The 18,930-nt window shown below is 72.6% G+C and carries 17 protein-coding genes; 10 read left to right on the forward strand and 7 right to left on the reverse strand.

Annotated features, from left to right (window positions below):
* Positions 1–418 (reverse strand): hypothetical protein (locus VFW24_16035; GenBank protein ID HEX5268277.1); only part of this gene is annotated, 418 nt, incomplete at its 3' end.
* Between the two features lie 129 nt (positions 419–547).
* A complete protein-coding gene (gene map, locus VFW24_16040; protein ID HEX5268278.1) occupies positions 548–1,474 on the reverse strand; it encodes a type I methionyl aminopeptidase in 927 nt (308 codons plus the stop codon).
* Between the two features lie 159 nt (positions 1,475–1,633).
* Between map and VFW24_16045 the strand changes: the two genes are divergently transcribed.
* Positions 1,634–2,605: a hypothetical protein gene (locus VFW24_16045; protein HEX5268279.1), complete on the forward strand. Its 972-nt coding sequence runs from the start codon at positions 1,634–1,636 to the stop codon at positions 2,603–2,605.
* A gap of 73 nt (positions 2,606–2,678) precedes the next feature.
* Entirely contained in the window at positions 2,679–5,951 is a 3,273-nt protein-coding gene (locus VFW24_16050; GenBank protein ID HEX5268280.1) for a hypothetical protein, read from the forward strand.
* Between the two features lie 48 nt (positions 5,952–5,999).
* On the opposite strand, the gene VFW24_16055 is transcribed toward VFW24_16050, so the two are convergent.
* Positions 6,000–6,401, reverse strand: a complete 402-nt coding sequence (locus VFW24_16055) for a cupin domain-containing protein (protein HEX5268281.1) — start codon at positions 6,399–6,401, stop codon at positions 6,000–6,002.
* 87 nt (positions 6,402–6,488) lie between these two features.
* Between VFW24_16055 and VFW24_16060 the strand changes: the two genes are divergently transcribed.
* Positions 6,489–7,535, forward strand: a complete 1,047-nt coding sequence (locus VFW24_16060; protein HEX5268282.1) for an aminoglycoside phosphotransferase family protein — start codon at positions 6,489–6,491, stop codon at positions 7,533–7,535.
* Here VFW24_16060 and VFW24_16065 read toward each other — a convergent pair.
* Positions 7,498–7,767 (reverse strand): hypothetical protein, encoded by a 270-nt coding sequence (locus VFW24_16065; GenBank protein HEX5268283.1) that lies wholly within the window; start codon positions 7,765–7,767, stop codon positions 7,498–7,500. The genes VFW24_16060 and VFW24_16065 overlap by 38 nt on opposite strands.
* 85 nt (positions 7,768–7,852) lie before the next feature.
* Here VFW24_16065 and VFW24_16070 point away from each other — a divergent pair, with 85 nt between their 5' ends.
* The gene (locus VFW24_16070; GenBank protein ID HEX5268284.1) at positions 7,853–8,350 is read left to right on the forward strand and encodes a pyridoxamine 5'-phosphate oxidase family protein; all 498 of its coding nucleotides are present in this window, start codon (positions 7,853–7,855) and stop codon (positions 8,348–8,350) included.
* Here VFW24_16070 and VFW24_16075 read toward each other — a convergent pair.
* Entirely contained in the window at positions 8,316–9,908 is a 1,593-nt protein-coding gene (locus VFW24_16075) for a hypothetical protein (protein HEX5268285.1), read from the reverse strand. The two genes, VFW24_16070 and VFW24_16075, sit on opposite strands and share 35 nt — an antisense overlap.
* 178 nt (positions 9,909–10,086) lie before the next feature.
* On the opposite strand from VFW24_16075, the gene VFW24_16080 reads away from it, so the two are divergent.
* The 4 genes from VFW24_16080 (at position 10,087) to VFW24_16095 (ending at position 14,004) form a co-directional block, all read left to right on the forward strand.
* Entirely contained in the window at positions 10,087–11,511 is a 1,425-nt protein-coding gene (locus tag VFW24_16080) for a hypothetical protein (protein HEX5268286.1), read from the forward strand.
* Positions 11,512–11,583: 72 nt separating this feature from the next.
* Positions 11,584–12,303 carry a dienelactone hydrolase family protein gene (locus VFW24_16085; GenBank protein ID HEX5268287.1) on the forward strand — a complete coding sequence of 240 codons (720 nt, stop codon included), beginning with the start codon at positions 11,584–11,586 and terminating at the stop codon, positions 12,301–12,303.
* Between the two features lie 121 nt (positions 12,304–12,424).
* Complete coding sequence (locus tag VFW24_16090) at positions 12,425–13,531, forward strand: enolase C-terminal domain-like protein (GenBank protein HEX5268288.1); 1,107 nt, start codon at positions 12,425–12,427, stop codon at positions 13,529–13,531.
* Between the two features lie 20 nt (positions 13,532–13,551).
* Complete coding sequence (locus VFW24_16095; GenBank protein HEX5268289.1) at positions 13,552–14,004, forward strand: nitroreductase family deazaflavin-dependent oxidoreductase; 453 nt, start codon at positions 13,552–13,554, stop codon at positions 14,002–14,004.
* On the opposite strand, the gene VFW24_16100 is transcribed toward VFW24_16095, so the two are convergent.
* The gene (locus VFW24_16100; GenBank protein HEX5268290.1) at positions 13,985–15,394 is read right to left on the reverse strand and encodes a cyclic nucleotide-binding domain-containing protein; all 1,410 of its coding nucleotides are present in this window, start codon (positions 15,392–15,394) and stop codon (positions 13,985–13,987) included. The two genes, VFW24_16095 and VFW24_16100, sit on opposite strands and share 20 nt — an antisense overlap.
* 71 nt (positions 15,395–15,465) lie before the next feature.
* Between VFW24_16100 and VFW24_16105 the strand changes: the two genes are divergently transcribed.
* Entirely contained in the window at positions 15,466–16,713 is a 1,248-nt protein-coding gene (locus VFW24_16105) for a DUF3089 domain-containing protein (GenBank protein HEX5268291.1), read from the forward strand.
* Positions 16,714–16,723: 10 nt separating this feature from the next.
* Here the strand turns inward: VFW24_16105 and VFW24_16110 are convergent, their stop codons facing one another.
* Positions 16,724–18,334, reverse strand: a complete 1,611-nt coding sequence (locus tag VFW24_16110) for a CocE/NonD family hydrolase (GenBank protein HEX5268292.1) — start codon at positions 18,332–18,334, stop codon at positions 16,724–16,726.
* Between the two features lie 45 nt (positions 18,335–18,379).
* Between VFW24_16110 and VFW24_16115 the strand changes: the two genes are divergently transcribed.
* A partial coding sequence (locus VFW24_16115) for an alpha/beta hydrolase (protein ID HEX5268293.1) occupies positions 18,380–18,930 on the forward strand: 551 nt, incomplete at its 3' end.

An 18,930-nucleotide genomic window follows, 5' to 3' on the forward strand; every position in this document is an offset into this window, starting at 1 on the left:
TGCCCACGATCACGAAGAAGTGGAAGTGCATCTCGATCACGCCGCCGCTGAGATCGACCAGTACCGCTGAGCACGTCACCAGGCCGAGGGCGTTCATGGCCGAGACGAAGGCGCGGTGGCGGGGATCGGTGGCCGACAGGAGGGCGAACACGGCGATGATCCCGGCGTACATGCCGGCCGAGGCCAGGTCGTAGCCGCGGACCAGGGCAAAGCACAGGATCACGGGGACGTGAGCCCTCAGGAGATAGGAGAGGGTCCGGTGACGGACCCGCCAGACGTCCTCGCTCAGGGACTGGCCGCGGGGGAGCCAGTCCAGGGCCCTCCGCCACCAGCGGAAGACGGCTCGGGTGGGGGCGGCTCCTCTGAGCGTCGGCTCCGCGCCGCCGGCCGGGTCGCGCTCCGTCGCGGGAAGAGACATAACGCCTAGTCGGTAGACAGCGCCTGACCCTGTATGACCAAATCCTGGTAGTCAGGGGTGCCGTCGAGACCAACGCTGCGGGAGGGCCGCCGCCTCGAGGGCCAACTTCCCGGCTCCGGGCGTCGTACGTCAACCCGGCAGGGTCAGCACCTCGGCTCCGTCGTCGGTCACGAGGAGGGTGTGCTCGAACTGGGCGGTGCGCCGCCCGTCCGCCGTGACGGCGGTCCAGCCGTCCTCCCACATCCGGTGCTGCCACGTGCCGGCGGTGATCATCGGCTCGATGGTGAACGTCATTCCCGGCTCCATGACCGTGTCCGCCGCCGGGTCGTAGAAATGCGGGACCACCAGCCCGTTGTGGAACACGGTTCCGACGCCGTGGCCCACGAACGCCCGCACCACCCCGAACCCGCAGGAGCCGGCGTGTCTCTCGATGGCCCGGCCGATCTCGCTGATGGCGGCGCCCGGGCGCACGGCGCCGACGCCCAGCTCGAGGCAGGTTCGCGTCGCCTCGATGAGCCGGGCCGAGTCGGCGTCGACCCGCCCGACGGGATAGGTGGCGTTGGTGTCCCCGTGGACGCCGTCGACGAAGACGGTGACGTCGACGTTGACGATGTCCCCGTCGGCCAGGGGCCGGCTGTCGGGGATGCCGTGGCAGATCACCTCGTTGACTGAGGTGCACACCGACTTCGGGTACCCGTGGTAGTTGAGTGGGCTCGGGTAGGCGCCCCGGGACACACACTCCTCGTGGCAGATGGCGTCCAGGGCGTCGGTGGTGACCCCGGGTGCGACGGCCCGCCCCACCGCGGCGAGGACCTCGGCCGCCATCCGCCCCGCCCGGCGCATGGCCCCGATCAGCTCGGGTGACTTGACCAGCGGCTCGCTCGTGCGGACGGGGCGACCGGAATCGGCGTAGTCCGGGCGGGGAATGCCGGCCGGCACGGCCCGGGCCGGGCTCAGCTGACCGGGGCGGACCCGGTCCTGGGTGGCCCGGTGGCAGCGCTTGTACTTCCGCCCGCTGCCGCACCAGCACAGTTCGTTGGCCTTGGGCGCTGTCATTCCGGGCCGGACGGGGGGCGCGGGGTCATCCCCCGAGAGTGTAAGGACGCCCGGCCGGCGACCGGAGGCTGCCGCTCGATTGGGGCCACCCCCTTTTCAAGAGGCCAGGTCTTCTGTCAGACTCTGGGGCTCGTGGGGCCAATGGGGAAATTGAGGGAAATGTGGCTACTGAGAGTGGCCCTCGCCGGGTCCGTCCTGGCGGGGTTCACCGCCGGGACCGTGCTGGCGCCTGCGCCGGCTGCCGCCAACACCGTCTCCCGGGCGGCGGCGAGCATCGTCTCCCCGCTCCCCACCAGGTCGATCTACGAGACGACGGCCTCGGGGCCGGCGCTGTACCGCCAGGGCCGGGCGGCGGGCCGGGCCGGCATGCAGGGCGCCGTCATCCTCGACTTCGGCCGGCCGGCGTACCAGGCCGGGGCGTACGGGACGATGGGCTTCGCCGACCGGTTCCTCCCGCTCGCCGACGTGGTGACGGGGGTCGAGAACTACGTCTCCGGCTACTTCGCCACCGCCCCCAGCTACACGAGCTTCGAGGTGATCGTCGGCACCAACAACAGCTGCGGTACCGGCCAGCCCTGCCCCCACTCCGGAGCCCGGTTCTGCGGGTGCGGGTCCCAGCCGGCCAGCTTCTACGAGTGGGGCCGCCACTTTGCCCTGGCGGTGTCCCAGGCCTCGTACTGGACCACGGGCACCCGGTCGCGGCAGGGCTTCACTGACCACGTGAAGGTGGTGGCCGGGGACGACGCCGAGCCGGGCTTCGATCCCGGCTACCGCAACACCTACGCCCTCATGTCGGGCTACGCCGCCGTCGGCACCGGGCTCACCATGGTCGACTTCGGTGATGCCGCACCCGGGCCATGGACCCGGGAGCAGCTGTACCAGGTGGCCTACGGGCTCCCGCCGAACGTGCCGTTCCCCGAGATCTACTACCGGGGCCAGGCCGGGGAGTGGGCCGACCTCGCCCGCTACGCCCTGAGCCACCACGGCAAGGTCATGACCTTCGCCGGCGTGCTGAGTCAGGACCCCGTGGGCAACACCGCGTCCCAGGCCTACTCCCAGCTGGTGGCGGCGTTGCGGCCGGTGACGGGCCAGGGGTCGGTGCGCTGGGCGTCGCAGATCGGCTTTCCGTAACCCGGTAACCGCACCGGGTGATGGCGGCGGGGCTCCGCAGGTATCCGGCCGCCCTGTGCCGAATCCCGACGGAATGGCGCGAATCCTCGGTACGGCCCCCGGCCGAAAGCCCCTCGTCCTGGCGGCCTCCGTCGCCGCCCTTCTCACCGCCGGGGTCTCCGGCCTGGCGACCGTGGGAAGCGGTCCCGTCACCGCCGGCGGGAAGCTGACCAAGGCGACGGCGTGCCCGAGCGGGTACGTGGTCGACGCCGACGTGGTCGAGGCCGCCGGCGGCCGGCCCGCCTGCGCTCCGGCCACCCATCCCGAGAACTACGAGGACCTGGCATCCCTCGGGGCCCAGCTGCAGGCCCGGGAGGCGGCGCCCTTCCAGCAGGGTGTGCCCGGGGCGTTCCGGTCCGGGGTGGCGGCGGCAAGCGCCCTGCCCGTGACCGGCGGGGCGTGGAGCCCGGCCGGAGCGACGCCTGACTGCGACGCCCACGTCTCGGCCCTGAACCCGGAGACGAACCAGCCCACCTGCCCGCTGACCGACAACACATCGGTGGCCGAGTCCAACGGGGACTATCCGATCGCCTCGCTCGGCCACAAGGAGCTGTCGGGGCGGGTCAACGCCTTCGCCGGGGATCCCGCGACCAACCGGGTGTGGGCGGCGCCGGCGGTGGGCGGCGTGTTCGAGACCGACAACGGCGGGGCCACCTGGCATTCGGTCGGTGACACGCTGCCGACCCAGGCCATGAGCGCCGTGGCCTACGACGTCGTCAGCGGGGCGGGCCGTTCCAAGGCTCACCGGCTGTTGGCCGGCACCGGGGACTTCTCGTTCGGCGCCGATGCCATCCAGGGCCTCGGCATCTACTACAGCGACGACGACGGCGGCACCTGGAAGGCCGCCAGTGGCCTCCCCGATCTCAGCATCGTGTTCAAGATCCAGCCGTCGCCCGCGGACAAGACCGGCAACACGGTCTACGCCGCCACGAGCAAGGGCCTGTACCGCTCGACCGACGGCGGTGTGCAGTGGACGAACGTCATGCTGCCGACCAGCCCGGCGGGCTACACCGTCAAGGACCCGACGACCGGCAAGCAGGTCTCGTGCACCGGGAACACCGGTACGCCCCTCTGCTTCTTCGCCAACATCGTCACCGACGTGGTGGTGAAGGGCACCGGCTCGGCCAACGCCCCTGCGGGTTCGGTCATGGCCGTGGTCGGGTGGCGGGCCGGCAAGGCCGTGGACAAGAACGCCGACGGGAGCCCGAACACCGACTGCCAGCTGAGCGGCGCCAAGACGGACTGCCTCCAGGCGCCGCAGAACGGGATCTACGTCTCGACCGGCAATGCCCCGAAGGGCCTGTCGCCCGGCGCTCCCGGGACCTTCAAGTTCCAGACCCACAAGGGCTCGCCGGCCGGGACCGACTTCGCCCCCGACAACGTGGTCGGGCGCACCAGCCTGGGGATCGCCGACGGGGCCCACCAGAACAACGACGCCGTCTTCGCCCTCGTCCAGGACGCCGTGAAGTTCCAGCAGTGCACCGACGACGTGGTCGACACGGACATGGCGTCGGTCTGCAACGCCGACGCCCAGGCCGAGGGGGAGGGCACGGTGCTCGACGGTGCCTACGCCACCTACGACTTCGGCAAGACCTGGACCAAGATCATGAACTGGACCCAGTTGGCCAAGGCCAGCGGGGCCCTGGCCGCCGAGCCGGGCTACGGGCCCGGAGTGCAGTCCTGGTACAACAACTGGATCAAGCCCGATCCCACGGCCACTGACGCCGGCGGGAAGCCCACCCGGGTGATCTTCGGCCTCGAGGAGATCTGGGAGAACAACGCCAACCTCCCGGGCGTCCTCAGCAACCCGTGGCTCGCCTACCCGGGCACCAGCGTGGCCGCCCCCTGGGAGGACATCGGCCGGTACTGGAACTCGTGCGGGGGCCTGGAGTCGACGGGCGGACTGCCCTGTGACACGTCCGGCACGCCCACGATCATGCCGACGTCCACGACCCACCCCGACCAGCACGCCTACCTCTTCGTGCCCGACGGCAAGGGCGGCGTGACCCTGTTCGCCGGCAACGACGGGGGCGCCTACGCCCAGCACGTGGCGGCCGGTTCCGACTTCTCCAACCAGAACTGGGGCAACGGGATCGACGTCGGGCTCAACGCTCTGCAGCCCTACGACGCCGAGATCTCCAAGGACGGCACCATCGTGGCCGGGCTCCAGGACAACGGGGAGACCAAGATCTCGGCCTGTCCCCCCTACATCTCCGGGTGTCCGGCCGGGACGATGGAGGAGCATTCGATCTTCGGAGGTGACGGCTTCGACACGGCCATCGACCCGCAGAACTCCAAGAACATCCTCGAGGAGTACACCTACGGGGCCGTCAGCATGAGCCTCAACGGCGGCAAGGACTGGTACTCGGTCGGCCCGGACTGCTCCGGGAACAGCTCGGAGTCCCAGTTCGCCACCGCCCTGGAGCAGGACCCGACGATCGCCGGGCACGTCGTGGCCGGCTGCACCCAGATCTCCGAGGCCGGGGACGGGGCGGGCACCGATGCCAACGGGAACCCGATGCCGTCGATCTTCGCCAACCCGTGCGCCGTCCCGGCGGGCGCCGATCCGTTCCAGTGCCAGCTGTCCAACAGCCCGTGGACCACGGTCTACGACCTCGGCCTGGCGACGGCGCCGGGCCAGCCGGTGAACCGCAACACCACCTGCAACGTGTCCGACTGCGTGTTCAACATCCCGTCCGCCGTCGGGGTCCGGGGGGCCAACATCTACGTCGGCTATTGCGGCTACTGCGACGTGGTGACCGGCGGCCTTCCCTTCCGCAGCGGGATCGCCACCAACGTCGGGGGTTCCCAGCCTCCCAAGCCGGGGACCGGCAACGGGTGGCACATCGCCAAGGCCCTGTGCAGCTCGTGCGGGACCAGCGACGGCAAGTTGCCCCAGCGGTACATCACGTCGATCCAGGTGGATCCGAGCGACCCGAGCACCGTCTACGTGACGATGGGCGGCTACGGCCGGCGGTGGATCCCGCCCGGGGCCATCGGGGACTCGACCGCCAACGTCGGCGTGGGCCACGTCTTCGTCTCCCATGACGCGGGCAACACCTTCACCGACATCAGCGGGAACATCCCCGACATCCCGGCCGACTTCTCCGTCGTGCACAACGGGAGCCTGGTGGTGGCGACCGACCAGGGGGTGTACATCGCCGCCACGACGGCCGGCGCCACCTGGAAGCGCCTGGGGTCGGGTCTGCCGAACGCGCCGGTGTTCACCCTCCGCCTGCAGCCAGGGAACCCGAACCGGATGATCGCCGCGACCTACGGCCGGGGGATCTGGCAGTTCCAGTTCTGAGAGACGGCCAGCCGGCCAGGACCGACCTGGCCGGCTGAGGGGCGGCTGCTACTTGGCGTAGTTCCCGAAGCCCTGCCAGTCGATGACGACGCAGGGCTCGTCGCCGACGATCCACGCGTCGTGGCCCGGCGCCATGACCCCGACGTCCCCGGGGCCGTACTCCATCTCCTCGCCGTCGTCCATGCGGACGGCCATGCGGCCGGACACGAAGTAGCCGGCGTGGGCCGCCTGGCAGCTGTCGGTGCCGGCGATGGGCTTGACGTGCTCGGACCACTTCCACCCCGGCTGGAAGGTGGCCCGGCCGACCGGCCCGGCCGACATCGTCACCAGCTCGAGGTGACCCTTGCCGTCCTTGAAGGGACGGGTCTCCTCCGGTGAGTTCACGTTCTTGCGTTCCAGCCCACTCATCGCGGCCCCCTCCATCTGCGTCCGGGTGCTCACCGCTGGCACCGCCTCGAAGCTAGCGACCGTGACGGGCCTCCGGTAGACCCAGAAATGGGACATCTGCCCGCGGACCGGGCGCGACAATCCGGTCCCGTGGACGGGCCGCCCCCTCCGGGGATCGACGAGCGGGAGCTGGCGCATGCGCTCTCCGACTCGTGGGGGCTCGAGCTGGCCGGTCTGCGCTACGAGCCGAAGGGGTTCGGCAGCTACCACTGGATCGGCGCCACGCCAGGTGGCAGCAGGCGCTTCGTGAAGCTGGACCACCTCGAGGACAAGCCCTACCTCGGCGGGGACCCGTCCTCGGTGCTGGACGGGTTGGAGGCCGCCTACGGGGCCGCCCATCGGCTCCGGGAGTCGGGACTGGCCTTCGTCGTGGCTCCGCTTCCGACCCGCGGCGGGCGGATTCTGATGCCGTTCGACCCTCGCTGGGCGCTGACGGTGTTCCCGTTCGTGGAGGGGGAGGCGGGGGTGTGGGGCACGCCCGGACCCGTCGCGCGGCGTACGCGGCTCGTCCGCACCCTGGCCGAGCTCCACGGGGCAGCCGCGCCGTCCGGCTCCGCCCTGCGCCATCTCGGCTGGGATCTGCCCGGACGGGCGATGCTGGAGGCCGCGCTCGACGAGGTCGCCACCCCGTGGTCCGGCGGACCCTTCTCGGAGCAGGCCCGCGGCGCCGTGCGGGCGAAGGTCTCGGTGATCCGGGAGTGGTTGGACTCGCACGACACACTGGCGTCGACGCTGGCCGCGGCCGGCCTCGAAGCGGTCGTGACCCACGGAGAGCCGCACCCCGGCAACGTGATGTCCGCCGGCGGGGAGGTCCGACTCATCGACTGGGACACGGCCGCTCTGGCTCCGGTGGAACGTGACCTGTGGATGTTCGGGGCCGATGGCGACGCCCTCGATGCCTACGAGGTCGCGTCGGGACACGCCGCCGACAGCGCCGCCGTGGCCTTCTACCGCCTCACGTGGGCGCTTTCCGATCTGGCTCTCTTCGTGGGGGCCCTCCGCCGGGAACACGGGCAGAACCGGGTCACCGAGAAGACGTGGACCGGCCTGCTCGCCATCCTCGCCGGCTCGGAGCCGGCCCCGTACGGAGGTCTGAGGCCTACGCGCCCGATGCCTGGTCACCCCGCCGGTCCCTGAAGGCGGGATCAGCGAGCCGGGACAGCCCGGCCAGGTCCAAGAGCCGCTCCATCTCCGGGCACAGCTCCCGCACCGCCAGCACCCGTCCGCCCCGGCCCACGGCCAGGCGCAGCCGGGCCAGCCGGTTGACCACCGCCATTCCCGACCGGAGCGGGCCCGACAGGGTGAAGCGGGCCAGCTCCGTCCCGCCCGGTCCGAGCACCGCCAGCCGGCACCAGACCTGGACGTCCATAACGGATGGACGCAATGGGGGAGGCGGACTCATCGCCCCGCCCGCCCCCACCTGCCCGGGCGCCCGGGGATAGCGTCCCGGAGCCATGGAGGCCCCCCGGGCCGACCGGCCCCATATGCCCGGGTATGGCGCCCGGCCCGCCACCGAGGGCACCGGCCTGCTCCCGTGGTCCTGGGCCGAGCAGCGCCTGGCCGGATCGCACGACTACTGGCTGGCGACGGTCCATCCCGACGGCCGGCCCCACGTCATGCCGGTCTGGGCCGTCTGGCTCGACGGCGCCCTGTGGTTCAGCTGCAGCAACGGCTCCCGCAAGACCCGCAACCTGCGCTCCGACGGCCGCTGCACGCTGACGACCGACGACGCCCAACAGCCGGTCGTGGCCGAGGGCGTGGCCGAGGTGGTGGCCGGTCCGGCCGACCTCCGCCGCCTGCTGGACGCCGAGAACGCCAAGTACGGGACCGATTACGGCATGGACATGCTCGACCCCGGGTCCAACACCTGCTTCCGGGTCCGTCCCGGCTGGGTGTTCGGTCTCGATGCGTCGGACTTCACCGGGTCCCCGACGAGGTGGACCTGGCACTGATGCCGCCCACGAACGAGGGGAGGGCGTCCGGTCCGGCGTGCTGGATCAGCACGGTGGCCAGGGTGGCGGCCACCGCCACGATCGTCACCGTGGCCAGGAACAGGGTGTAGGACGCCGTGCCCCACAGCCCGTCGGTCACCCCCGACACCGCCGCCAGGAGGGTGGATACGGCACCGACCAGGGCGGTGGCCCGCCAGCGCCGGCCCAGCAGCGCCGAGCACGGGCCGAGCACCAGCAGCCCGATCAGCACGATGCGATGGGCAAAGAAGTTGTCGATCACGGCCACCGCCGCCAAGGCCAGCGCCGCCACGACGAGGGGCCAGCGCGGCGGAGCGCCCGGCGCCGCCGCCAGCAGCAGGCGGGAGCGCCACTGCGCCCGACCGGTGCCGACCGGTGCCGGTCCCTCCTCGCCACCCTCGCTCCCTGTCACGCCCGCCGCCGGCGCCGATGGCCCGGGCGTAGCCGCCTCTTCCCCGCTCGCCGCAGGCCCGGCCCTGACCGCCGGCGGCGCCAGCTCGGCCGCCCGGCCCCGGGCCTGCTCGTAGAGGGCGAAGTCCACGCTGTTGGCTTCGATGATCGCGACCCGCAGGCTCGGTGGCACCTCGCCCTCGGCCAGCCGCCTCGGGCTCGCATTCAGCCGGGGCACCGCCGGCGGCTGGACGACCGACCACACCCGCGCCAGACGGGCGAACACGTCGTCGACATGGTCGCTCACCCCCACCACCTCGATGGCGTCGAGGGTGTCGAAGGCCGACTTGCGGAGGTCGTCTTCCGACAGATCCATCGGCCCCAGCTCGAACACGTTCTGCAGCGGCAGCCGGGGTGCCGCCGGCTTGACCTCCGCAGGCAGCTCGGCCAGCCGTTCCTCGGGGGAATGGTCCCGCCATATGGACTTCAGGCCCACCCGGTTCACCAGGCTGCGGGCCTGGAAGTCCTCGCAGTACGGCCGCCACCGGGGCACGTGCACGAACTCCTCGAGGGTCAGCCCGGCCACCTCCGAGGTGAGGGCGGGATCGGCCAGCACGTGGGCGTAGTGGGACAGGACCCGCTCGAACGGATCGCGTATCACCGTGGCCGACACCGTGCCCGCGGGAAGGAGGTCGAGGGCCTCGATGCCGAGATGGCCGGCCACGAGCGACGACTTCTCGAGCACCACGCTCGGGAGGGCCACGACGTGGTCGAGGAACACCTGGGTGAGGCAGAAACGGTTGCCGGCCACGGCGCGCAGTGACTCGGCCAGTGCCGTGCCGCCGGTCTTCATGATGTGCAGCAGGTAGATGGTGGGCTCGTCCCGGTGCTCGTCCCGGCTCCGCCATACATTGGCGAGCAGGGCGGGCAGATCACCGGCGCGCAACCACGTCTCGAAGTACTCGCGCGAGTGGCCGATGCCGTACACGACGGCGTCGAGACCGGAGCCGCCGTCCAGCAGCTCGAGATGGTGCTCGAGACCCGGAGCCTCCACGGGCCGGTCGAGCAGACCGCGGTACAGGGCGTCGATCACCTCTTCGCGCGAGAAGCGGCCGCTGCCGGCCGGACCGAACGGGGACCGTCTCCGCACCCGGAGAAGTATCGCACCCGCCCCCGGGAGCGGATGGCCTGCCCGATTTCTCCGCTTCACCTGATCGGGGCCGGGTCGCAGGGACTCCCGGCGCCGGCGTCGAAACCCTGATCCGGTCGGTCGCCCGCCCGCGCCTGGGAACGCGCGTGTGAGGCGTTTCTAACTCTAGGGGGCTCTGATGGGTTCGGTCCGGCGCAGGTTGACCACGACGGCGGCGGCGGTGGGGTGCCTGGTCCTGGCCGCGCCGGTGATCGCCCGGGCCACGGCGGCCACGGCGCCGGAGGCGGCGGCGGTTCCGGACGTCAAGTGCGACCCCGGCGCCCACCCCGAGCACGTCCAGGGCCGGGTGACCTCGGCCGACGTGGCCGACGGGTACGCCGCGGCGGGATACCGGTGCAACACCCAGCAGGTCAGCCAGTTCGGGGACGTGGGCGGATACCGGGTCCAGCGCTACGTCGACAGCGCCGGTCACGTGTGCGCCTTCTATGACAGCACCCTGCTGTTCCCGACCAATGCCGTCGAGGGCAGCACCCACAACACCGGCGTGTTCGTCCTCGACATGTCCAACCCCGCCCACCCCGTGCAGACCGACACGTTGCGCACGCCCGCCATGCAGTCCCCGCACGAGTCGCTGAGCCTCAACACGGCCCGGGGGCTCCTTGCCGCCGATCTCGGCAACCCCTTCGCCTACCCGGGCTTCGTGGACATCTACGACGTGTCCCACGACTGCCTCCACCCCACCCTCGACTCGAGCCTGCCGATCGGCGTGCTCGGCCACGAGGGCGGCTTCTCGCCCGACGGCAAGACCTTCTGGGTGAGCTCGGCCGGTGGCGGGACGATGACCGCCATCGACATCTCCAACCCGACGGTGCCCCGCCCGCTGTGGGTCCAGCGGGGGATCAACGTCCACGGCCTCAACGTCAGCAACGACGGCAACACCGTCTACGAGGCGGACCTGGGTGACCCGTCCACCGCCGGGCTCGACATCGTGGACGTGAGCGAGATCCAGCGCCGGGTGCCGAACGGCCAGGGTCATCTGATCAGCCACCTCAGCTGGCCGAACGTCAGCCTTCCGCAGACGCCGATCCCCGTGACCATCGGTGGCCACCCGTACCTGGTCGAGGTGGACGAGTTCGCCACCGACGGGACGACAGGTGGGATCCCGGCGTCCGACGCAGGCGCCCACGCCGGCGCCGCCCGGATCATCGACATCGCCAACCCCGCCCACCCGAGGGTGGTCTCGGACATCCGCCTCCAGGCCAACCTGACCCGCAACCGGGCCGGCGAGATGGGCGACCCCGGGGCCAGCAGCTCCCTGCAGGGCTACGCCAGCCACTACTGCGCCGTCCCCCGGCGGGCCGACCCCGGCATCGTGGCCTGCTCGTTCATCCTGTCGGGGCTGCGCGTGTTCGACATCCACGACCCGCTCCACCCCAGGGAGATCGCCTACTTCAACGCACCGGTGAAGAACTCCGGCGGCAACTACGCCATGTCGGCGCCGGCGTTCGACCCGGTGCACGGGCAGATCTGGTACACCGACGGCAACGAGGGCTTCTTCGCCGTGCACCTCACGCGCTCGGCGCTCGCCTACTGGCACCGGTAGCGGGCGCCACGGGCGGTTCCTGTCCGGGATCACCGCCCCGTCCGCCCGCCTCCCACCGTGCCAGGATGAGGCGTGCGCACTGAGAGCATCGAATACACCGCCGACGGCCGCGACCTGATCGGCCACCTGGCCGTGGACGACACCACGGAGGGCCCCAGGCCGGCCGTGCTCGTCTGCCACGAGGGACCGGGGCTCGACGACCACGCCCGGGGGCGGGCTGAGCGACTGGCCTCGCTCGGTTACGCCGCCTTTGCCCTCGACTACCACGGAGGGGGCAAACCGCTCGAGCGCGACGAGATGATGGGGCGGCTCGGTGAGCTGATCCCCGACGCCCTCCGCACCCGGGCCTTGGCCCAGGCCGGCCTCGACATCCTCCTGGCCCAGCCCGAGGCCGACCGCAGCCGGGTCGCCGCCATCGGCTACTGCTTCGGGGGGACCATGGCCCTCGAGCTGGCCCGGTCCGGCGCCGACCTCCGCGCCGTGGTCGGCTTCCATTCCGGTCTCGGCACCAGCCGCCCCGAGGACGCCAGGCAGATCAAGGCCAGCGTGCTCGTGTGCATCGGCGCCGACGATCCCATGGTGCCCGACGGCCAGCGCCGGGGATTCGAGGAGGAGATGCGCGCCGCCGGCGTCGACTGGCGCCTGTACCTCTTCGGCGGCGCCGTGCACAGCTTCACCAACGAGCGGGCCGACCAGGCCGGCTTCGACGGAGTGCGTTACCACCGCCCGACGGACGAGCGCTCGTGGCAGGCCATGATCGACCTGTTCGACGAGAGGCTGGTCCCGTTCTGACCCACCAGGTCTCCGGCGCCGGCTTCCGCAACCTCGACGTGGAGCGGTCCGAAGACATGTCCTGACGGGCTCCGGTCCGGGGCGGTGTCGTCCCGGACGGGACGCGGGTACAGACCTGGGGATGGACGCGCCCGAGGTCACTGCCGTGTCCGCCGAGGTCTACGAGATCCCGACCGACCAGCCCGAGGCGGACGGGACCCTGGCCTGGAACTCCACGATCCTGGTCCTGGCCCGGGTCGCCGCTGGTGACGTCGAGGGTCTCGGTTGGACCTACGCCGGCGCCGGCTCGGCCACGGTGATCGAGGAGAAGCTGGCCGCGGTCGTCACCGGCTCCGATCCGATGGACGTGCCGTCGGTCAACGAGGCGATGGCGCGGGCGTGTCGCAACCTGGGCCGGCCCGGCCTGGTCGCGTGCGCCATCTCGGCCGTCGATACCGCGGCGTGGGACCTCAAGGCCCGCCTGATGGGAGTCCCGCTGGCGGACCTCTTCGGCCGCTGCTGCCCGGCGGTGCCGATCTACGGCAGCGGTGGCTTCACGACCTACGACGACGACACCACCCGGGCCCAGCTCGAGCGCTGGGTGGGGGAGTGGCGGATCCCCCGGGTCAAGATCAAGATCGGAGAGTCGTGGGGCACCCGACCCGGGCGCGACCTCCACCGCGTCGACCTCACCCGCCGCACCGTCGGATCGGACGTCGAGGTGTACGTCGACGCCAACGGGGGCTACACCCGCAAGCAGGCGGTGCGCATGGGCCGGCGGATGGAGGAGGACAGCGGGGTCGTCTGGTTCGAGGAGCCGGTGTCGTCCGACGACCTCACCGGGCTGGCCCACATCCGGGCGGCGTGCGGCCTCGACGTGGCGGCGGGGGAGTACGGCTACCACCTCCCGTACTTCGCCCAGATGGTGGACGCCGGCGCCGTGGACTGCCTCCAGGTCGACGTCACCCGCTGTGGGGGCTACACGGACTGGCTGCGCGCCGCCGCCCTGGCCGCCGGCCACGGCCTGCAGGTGTCGGGTCACTGCGCTCCCAACCTGCACGCCCCGGTGGCCATCGCCGTGGCGAACCTTCGTCATCTGGAGTACTTCCACGATCACCACCGCATCGAGAACATGCTCTTCGACGGGGCCCTCGATCCCTCCGGCGGTGACCTGGTGCCCCGGTCCGACGGGCCCGGTCACGGCCTCACCCTGAAGGCGGCCGACGCCGAGCGCTACCGCAAGGGTTAGGCGCGCCCTAGCGTCGGGGCATGCCCGACCGCTACCTCAGGCCCAGCTGGTTCACCAAGAGGATCTTCAACGGCGCCGTGGCGTCCCTGGCCCGCGTCGGGGTCAGCGTGATGGGGTCCCGGATCCTCACCGTGCGCGGCCGGACGACCGGTGCGGACCGGTCGATCCCGGTCAATCTGCTGACCTACGGCGGCCAGCGGTACCTCGTGGCCCCGCGTGGGACGACCCAGTGGGTGCGCAACCTGCGCGCCGCCGGGGAGGGTCGGCTCCGGGTCGGGCGCCGGGTCGAGGCCTTCCGGGCCGACGAGGTTCCCGACGACGAGAAGACCGAGATCCTTCGCGCCTACCTTCGCCGCTGGCGGTTCGAGGTCGGGGCGTTCTTCCAGGGGGTCGGGCCCAAGTCCCCGGACGGGGAACTGCGCCGGATCGCGCCCGACCACCCCGTCTTCCGGGTCACGGGCGGGTCGCGGTGAGCGCCGCCTCGGCCTGGGCCAGGCTCGAGACCACCAGCACCGGCCCGCGGTACCCGGACCCCAGCACGCCGCCGGCCTCTCCCTGAGGGACCAGAAGGACGGAGGCGCCGGCGCCGGCCGCCCCGGTCGCCTTGATCACGACCCAGCCGACGGCGCCCACCTGGCCGGCGGGGTCCAGGGTGCCGGTGGCGGCCACGGCGCGCCCGTGGGCCAGGTCCCGCCCGAGGAGGTCGCTCACCGCCAGGGCGTAGACGAGACCGGCCGACGGGCCGGTCAGGCCGCGGTCGCGGATCCGGACCCGCACCCGGCGGGGGTCGAGGCCGGCCAGGCGGATGGCGGCGGCCACGGCGGTCCCCCGGCTGGCCAGGTACTGACGGCGGCCGATCCGCTCGGCCGCCGCCTCCTGGGAGGCAGACAGGGCCGGGCCGGCCGACACCGTGGTCCTACCGGTGAGGAAGGCGGCGACCGTCCCCGCCAGGTCGGGCCGGGAGACGCTGATCCAGAGCAGCAGGTAGTGACCGTCGGCCGGATGGGTGGGGACCCCGGAGATGGCGATGTCGGAGACGACGTCAAGCGGGCGCCCGGCTGTCACCACCGCCACCGGTGGGTGGTAGGCGATGAGAGCCACGAGCGTCAGGGCCCCGGCCCCGGCCGCCGCCCCCCGCCTCCACCACGGGCTCAACCTCCGCACCGGGGCGCGGCCCGGGGCCGCCGGGCTCTCCTGGCCCGCGGTCGCGCAGGTGATCACGGCCACGGCGTCGCGCAGGGTCAGGATCCGCCCCGGGCGGGGCGACGTGACCGGCCAGACCCCGGCGGGCCGGCGCTTCTCGGCGGCGGGGCCACGACGTGACCAGCCGGGAGGCAGTCCCACGCGGTGCCACTCGGCCCGGCCCTGCTCGAGCATGCGATGCGAGAACTCCGGGTAGTCCGCCGGGCCGACGTCAGGGAAGAGCGTGCGCTGGAACGTTGGCGCCGCCGTCACCAGGGACAGCAGGTAGCGGGGACCGAGGAGAAACAGGACAGTGGGCTCGGCGGTCCGGGCCGTGGCGCGCTGGGGGCGCAGGCCGACGATGGTGTCGGCGCCGACGTGCTCTCCCGCTCCGACCGTTCCCACCGGCCGCCCGCCGCGGGTCAGGGCCAGCGAGCCGCTGAGCACGACGACGAACCACCAGTCGGAGTGGTCCTCCCGCAGGATGACCTCCCCCGGCTCGACCTGCACCAGGTCCCCCCACCGGGCCAGCCGGCCCAGCTGGCGGCGGTCACACCCGGCGAAGACCCCGAGCTGGCCCAGCTGGCGCTGCAGCTGGAGCCGGAGGAGCGGAGTGGGCCGGCCCAGGGCGAAACGGGGCCGGCCGCGTGCCCCCGCCGTCCTCACCTGCGGAGCCGCCACCGTCGGGACCCCCAGTCCTCCCGGCTCCCCGGTGCCGGTGGTCGCGAGTATTGCGCCCCTACGCTCGGCCAGTGCGACCACGCCTCGGCATCCGGCGCCCGGCGCTTGCCACGGTCGGGGCGCTCCTGGCCCTGGCGGGATGCTCGGGGGCCGCGTCGAGCCGCGGTTCGGGTGGCCCGACGGGAGCACGGGGCACCACCGGCTCGGGCGCCCCTACCGCGGCGCAGCGGGCGGCCGTGGCGGCGGGGGCATCGGCCGCCCTCACCGACTCCGCCGGGATCGAGTGGCTGTGCCGGCCCGGCCGGTCCCCCGAACCCTGCCGCTCCGACCTCAGCGCCGTCGTCATCCCCGCCTCGGGCCCGTCCCACGTCCAGCGCACCGCCCTGCCCGCCGATGCACCGGTCGACTGCTTCTACGTGTACCCGACGGTCAGCTCCCAGAAGACCGCCGTGGCCGACCTGCACGTCGACCCGGCCGAGACCTTCGTCGCGACCACGCAGGCGTCGCGGTTCTCCCAGGTGTGCCGGGTCTACGCGCCGATGTACCGGCAGCTGACCGATTCGGCCATCCTCAGCCTCTCCGCCCTCACCGCCGCCAACTCCGCCACCGCGTACCACTACGTCGAAGCGGCGTGGACCGACTACCTGGCCCACTACAACCACGGCCGCGGTGTCGTCCTGATCGGGCACTCGCAGGGGGCGGCCATGGTCACCGCCCTGCTGCGGCGCATGGTGGACGGCAATCCCGCCGTCCGCCGCCGGCTCGTGTCGGCCATCGTCCTCGGTGGCAACGTGACGGTGCCGACGGGCCGAACGGTGGGCGGCAGCTTTGCCCACATCCCGGCGTGCACATCGAGCACCGAGACCGGATGCGTGATCGCCTACTCGACGTTCTCCCAGGCCCCGCCGGCGGGCAGCCTGTTCGGCCGCCCCGGGATCGGCGTCAGCTTCCAGGTCAGCCTCCTGCCGGACGCTCCCGGTGAGCCCCATCTTCCCCCCGCGGCCCTCCAGGTCCTCTGCGTCAATCCCGCCGCGCCGGGAGGGGGGACGGCGGACCTCGACCCCTACTTCCCGAGCGGTGCCTCGGCTCCCTGGACCACCGATCCCGGCCTTTACCAGGCCCGGTGCACGAGCGCCAACGGCGCCACCTGGCTGCAGGTGACGGCCCCGGTCACCCCGGGGGACCACCGCCCCGTGGTCGGTCAGACCCTCGGGCCGCTGTGGGGCCTGCACCAGGTGGACGTCAACATCGCTCTCGGCGATCTGGTCAACCTGGTGCAGCGGGAGTCCGGCGCCTACCGGAGCGACCGGGCCCGCTGACCGGCCGGCGTCAGTCCCGGAAGTGCGGGAGCGTCACCGACGACAGGCGGCCGGGGGAGTGGTGCACGGCCTGGTCGGCGGGCCGGAGCGTCGTCCCCGTCGCCACCGGCTCCCCGGTCCCGAGATTGCGGGCGTAGACGGGATGCGAGCCGCTGGCGACCTGCACGCGCAGCCGGTGGCCGGGGGCAAAGCGGTGCCCCGCCGGCCACAGCGCCACCTCGGCCCGGAAGGTGCCGTCCCCGGCGCGCCGGATGGTGTCCGGGCCGAACCGCTGCAGCCCGTCGCACACGTTGACCGAGCGCCCATCGGGCCACACGTCGCACAGGCGCACGAAGAAGTCGGTGTGCTCGACGCTGGACTCCACGGACAGCTCGGCGCTGACCGGGCCCAGGACGACGAGCGGATCGGTCAGCACCGGCGACGTGTAGACCAGCACGTCGGGGCGCGCCTCGAGATCGCGGTTGTCGACCGCGCCCCCGGTGAGCATCCCGATGCCGCCCACCGCGGGCGTGGGGTCGGCCGGGTCGTACCGGTAGCGGTCGGGCCCGGACGGGGCCGGCGGCGGCTGCGTCGACAGGGCGCCGTCGCCGTGCAGATACCACGGGGTGGGGGCCGACGGAGGGGGCCAGGAGTCGAGGTGGCGCCAGGAGCCGCCTTCGCCCTGGATGTGGACGCTCACCGGGCGGGGGTCGAGCAGGCCCTCTTCGCCGCGCAGCCAGGTGTCGAACCAGGCCAGGGGCGCGTCGGTCATCCCGCCCTCGCCCCCGCCGCCGAGATGGCCGCCGGCGCCGATGCGCAGCTGCACCGGCGCGCCCGATCGGCTGAGGGCCACGTAGTCGTCGACGACGCCGGGCAGGGGATAGTCGTGCCAGCCGTCGACGAGCAGCGTCGGCACGGTCCAGTCGGCCAGCAGCGGGCGGTAGTCGAGGGGCGCCCAGTGGGGGTCGTGCAGGTCGGCGTGGGCCATCTGCTCCCGGTACAGCGGCAGGTCGACCCCGGTGACGGCGCGCAGGGCGTCCCCGAGGGGGAGGTGGTCGAAGCCGGCGCGCAGGGCCGCCATGCGCCGTTCGACCGCCTCGGGTGACACGTCGGTCGACGCGTGCGTGTCGGTGGGCTGGTTGAACTGGGTGGCGCCGGCGTCCCACGGCAGGATCACCTCGAGGGCCAACGAGCCGCCCGGGTACCACGAGAAGGCGCGCGTCGACGCCGACAGCGCCACCGCCATGGCCTTGAGGTAGGGCGGGCGGGTGGAGGCCAGCGCCCACTGGGTGAAGCCCATGTAGGAGGCGCCGAAGGTCCCCAGGCTGCCGTTGAACCAGGCCTGCTCGGTGATCCAGTCGGCCGTGTCCCGCCCGTCCCCCGCCTCGGCGAAGTAGCTGTGGCTCCCCCCGGACCCGTCCGTCCCCCGGCACGCCTGGACGAGGTAGCGGTAGCCCCGCCCGGCCAGCTCGGGCGCCATGAACGCCGACACCGCCCGGCGCCCGTAGGGCGTGCGCTCCAGGATCACCGGGGCATCGTCGACCCCGACCGGGTGGTACACGTCGGTGAGCAGGACCGTCCCGTCGGACGCGGTGACCTTGACGTCCCGCTCGATCTCGACCTCGTTCGAACGCGCTCGCACGCCGTCACCATAGATTCGGGGCCGACCGGCAGGGAGGTGGGGAGAATGGCGGTGCTCGAGACCGATGGCGCCCGCATCCACTACGAGGTGCGGGGGACGGGGCATCCACTGGTGCTGTTCGCCCCCGGGGGGATGCACTCGGTGGCCCAGCTGTGGCGGGAGCGGCCCGACGCCCCCGGTGAGCGGATGCCGTGGATCGACCCGCCCGGGGAGCTGTCCGACGAGTTCCGGGTGGTGGCCATGGACCAGCGCAACGCCGGGGCCTCGACCGCCCCGGTGCGGGCCAGCGACGGGTGGGAGAGCTACACCGCCGACCACCTGGCGCTCCTGGCCGAGCTGGGCGCTGACCGGACCCATGCGATGGGCGGGTGCATCGGCTCCTCCTACGCCCTGGCGCTGTGCCAGGCGGCGCCGGACCGGGTCACCGCCGCCGTGCTGCAGAACCCCATCGGCCTGTCGGCGGACAACCGCGAGTCCTTCTACGCCATGTTCGACGGGTGGGCCAAGGCCCTGGTGGCCGAGCGCCCCGACGTCACCGAGGACGCCGTGAGCGCGTTCCGGGAGCGCATGTTCGGCGGGGACTTCGTGTTCAGCGT

Source organism: Acidimicrobiales bacterium (assembly GCA_036273495.1).
Lineage (GTDB): Bacteria > Actinomycetota > Acidimicrobiia > Acidimicrobiales > JAJPHE01 > DASSEU01.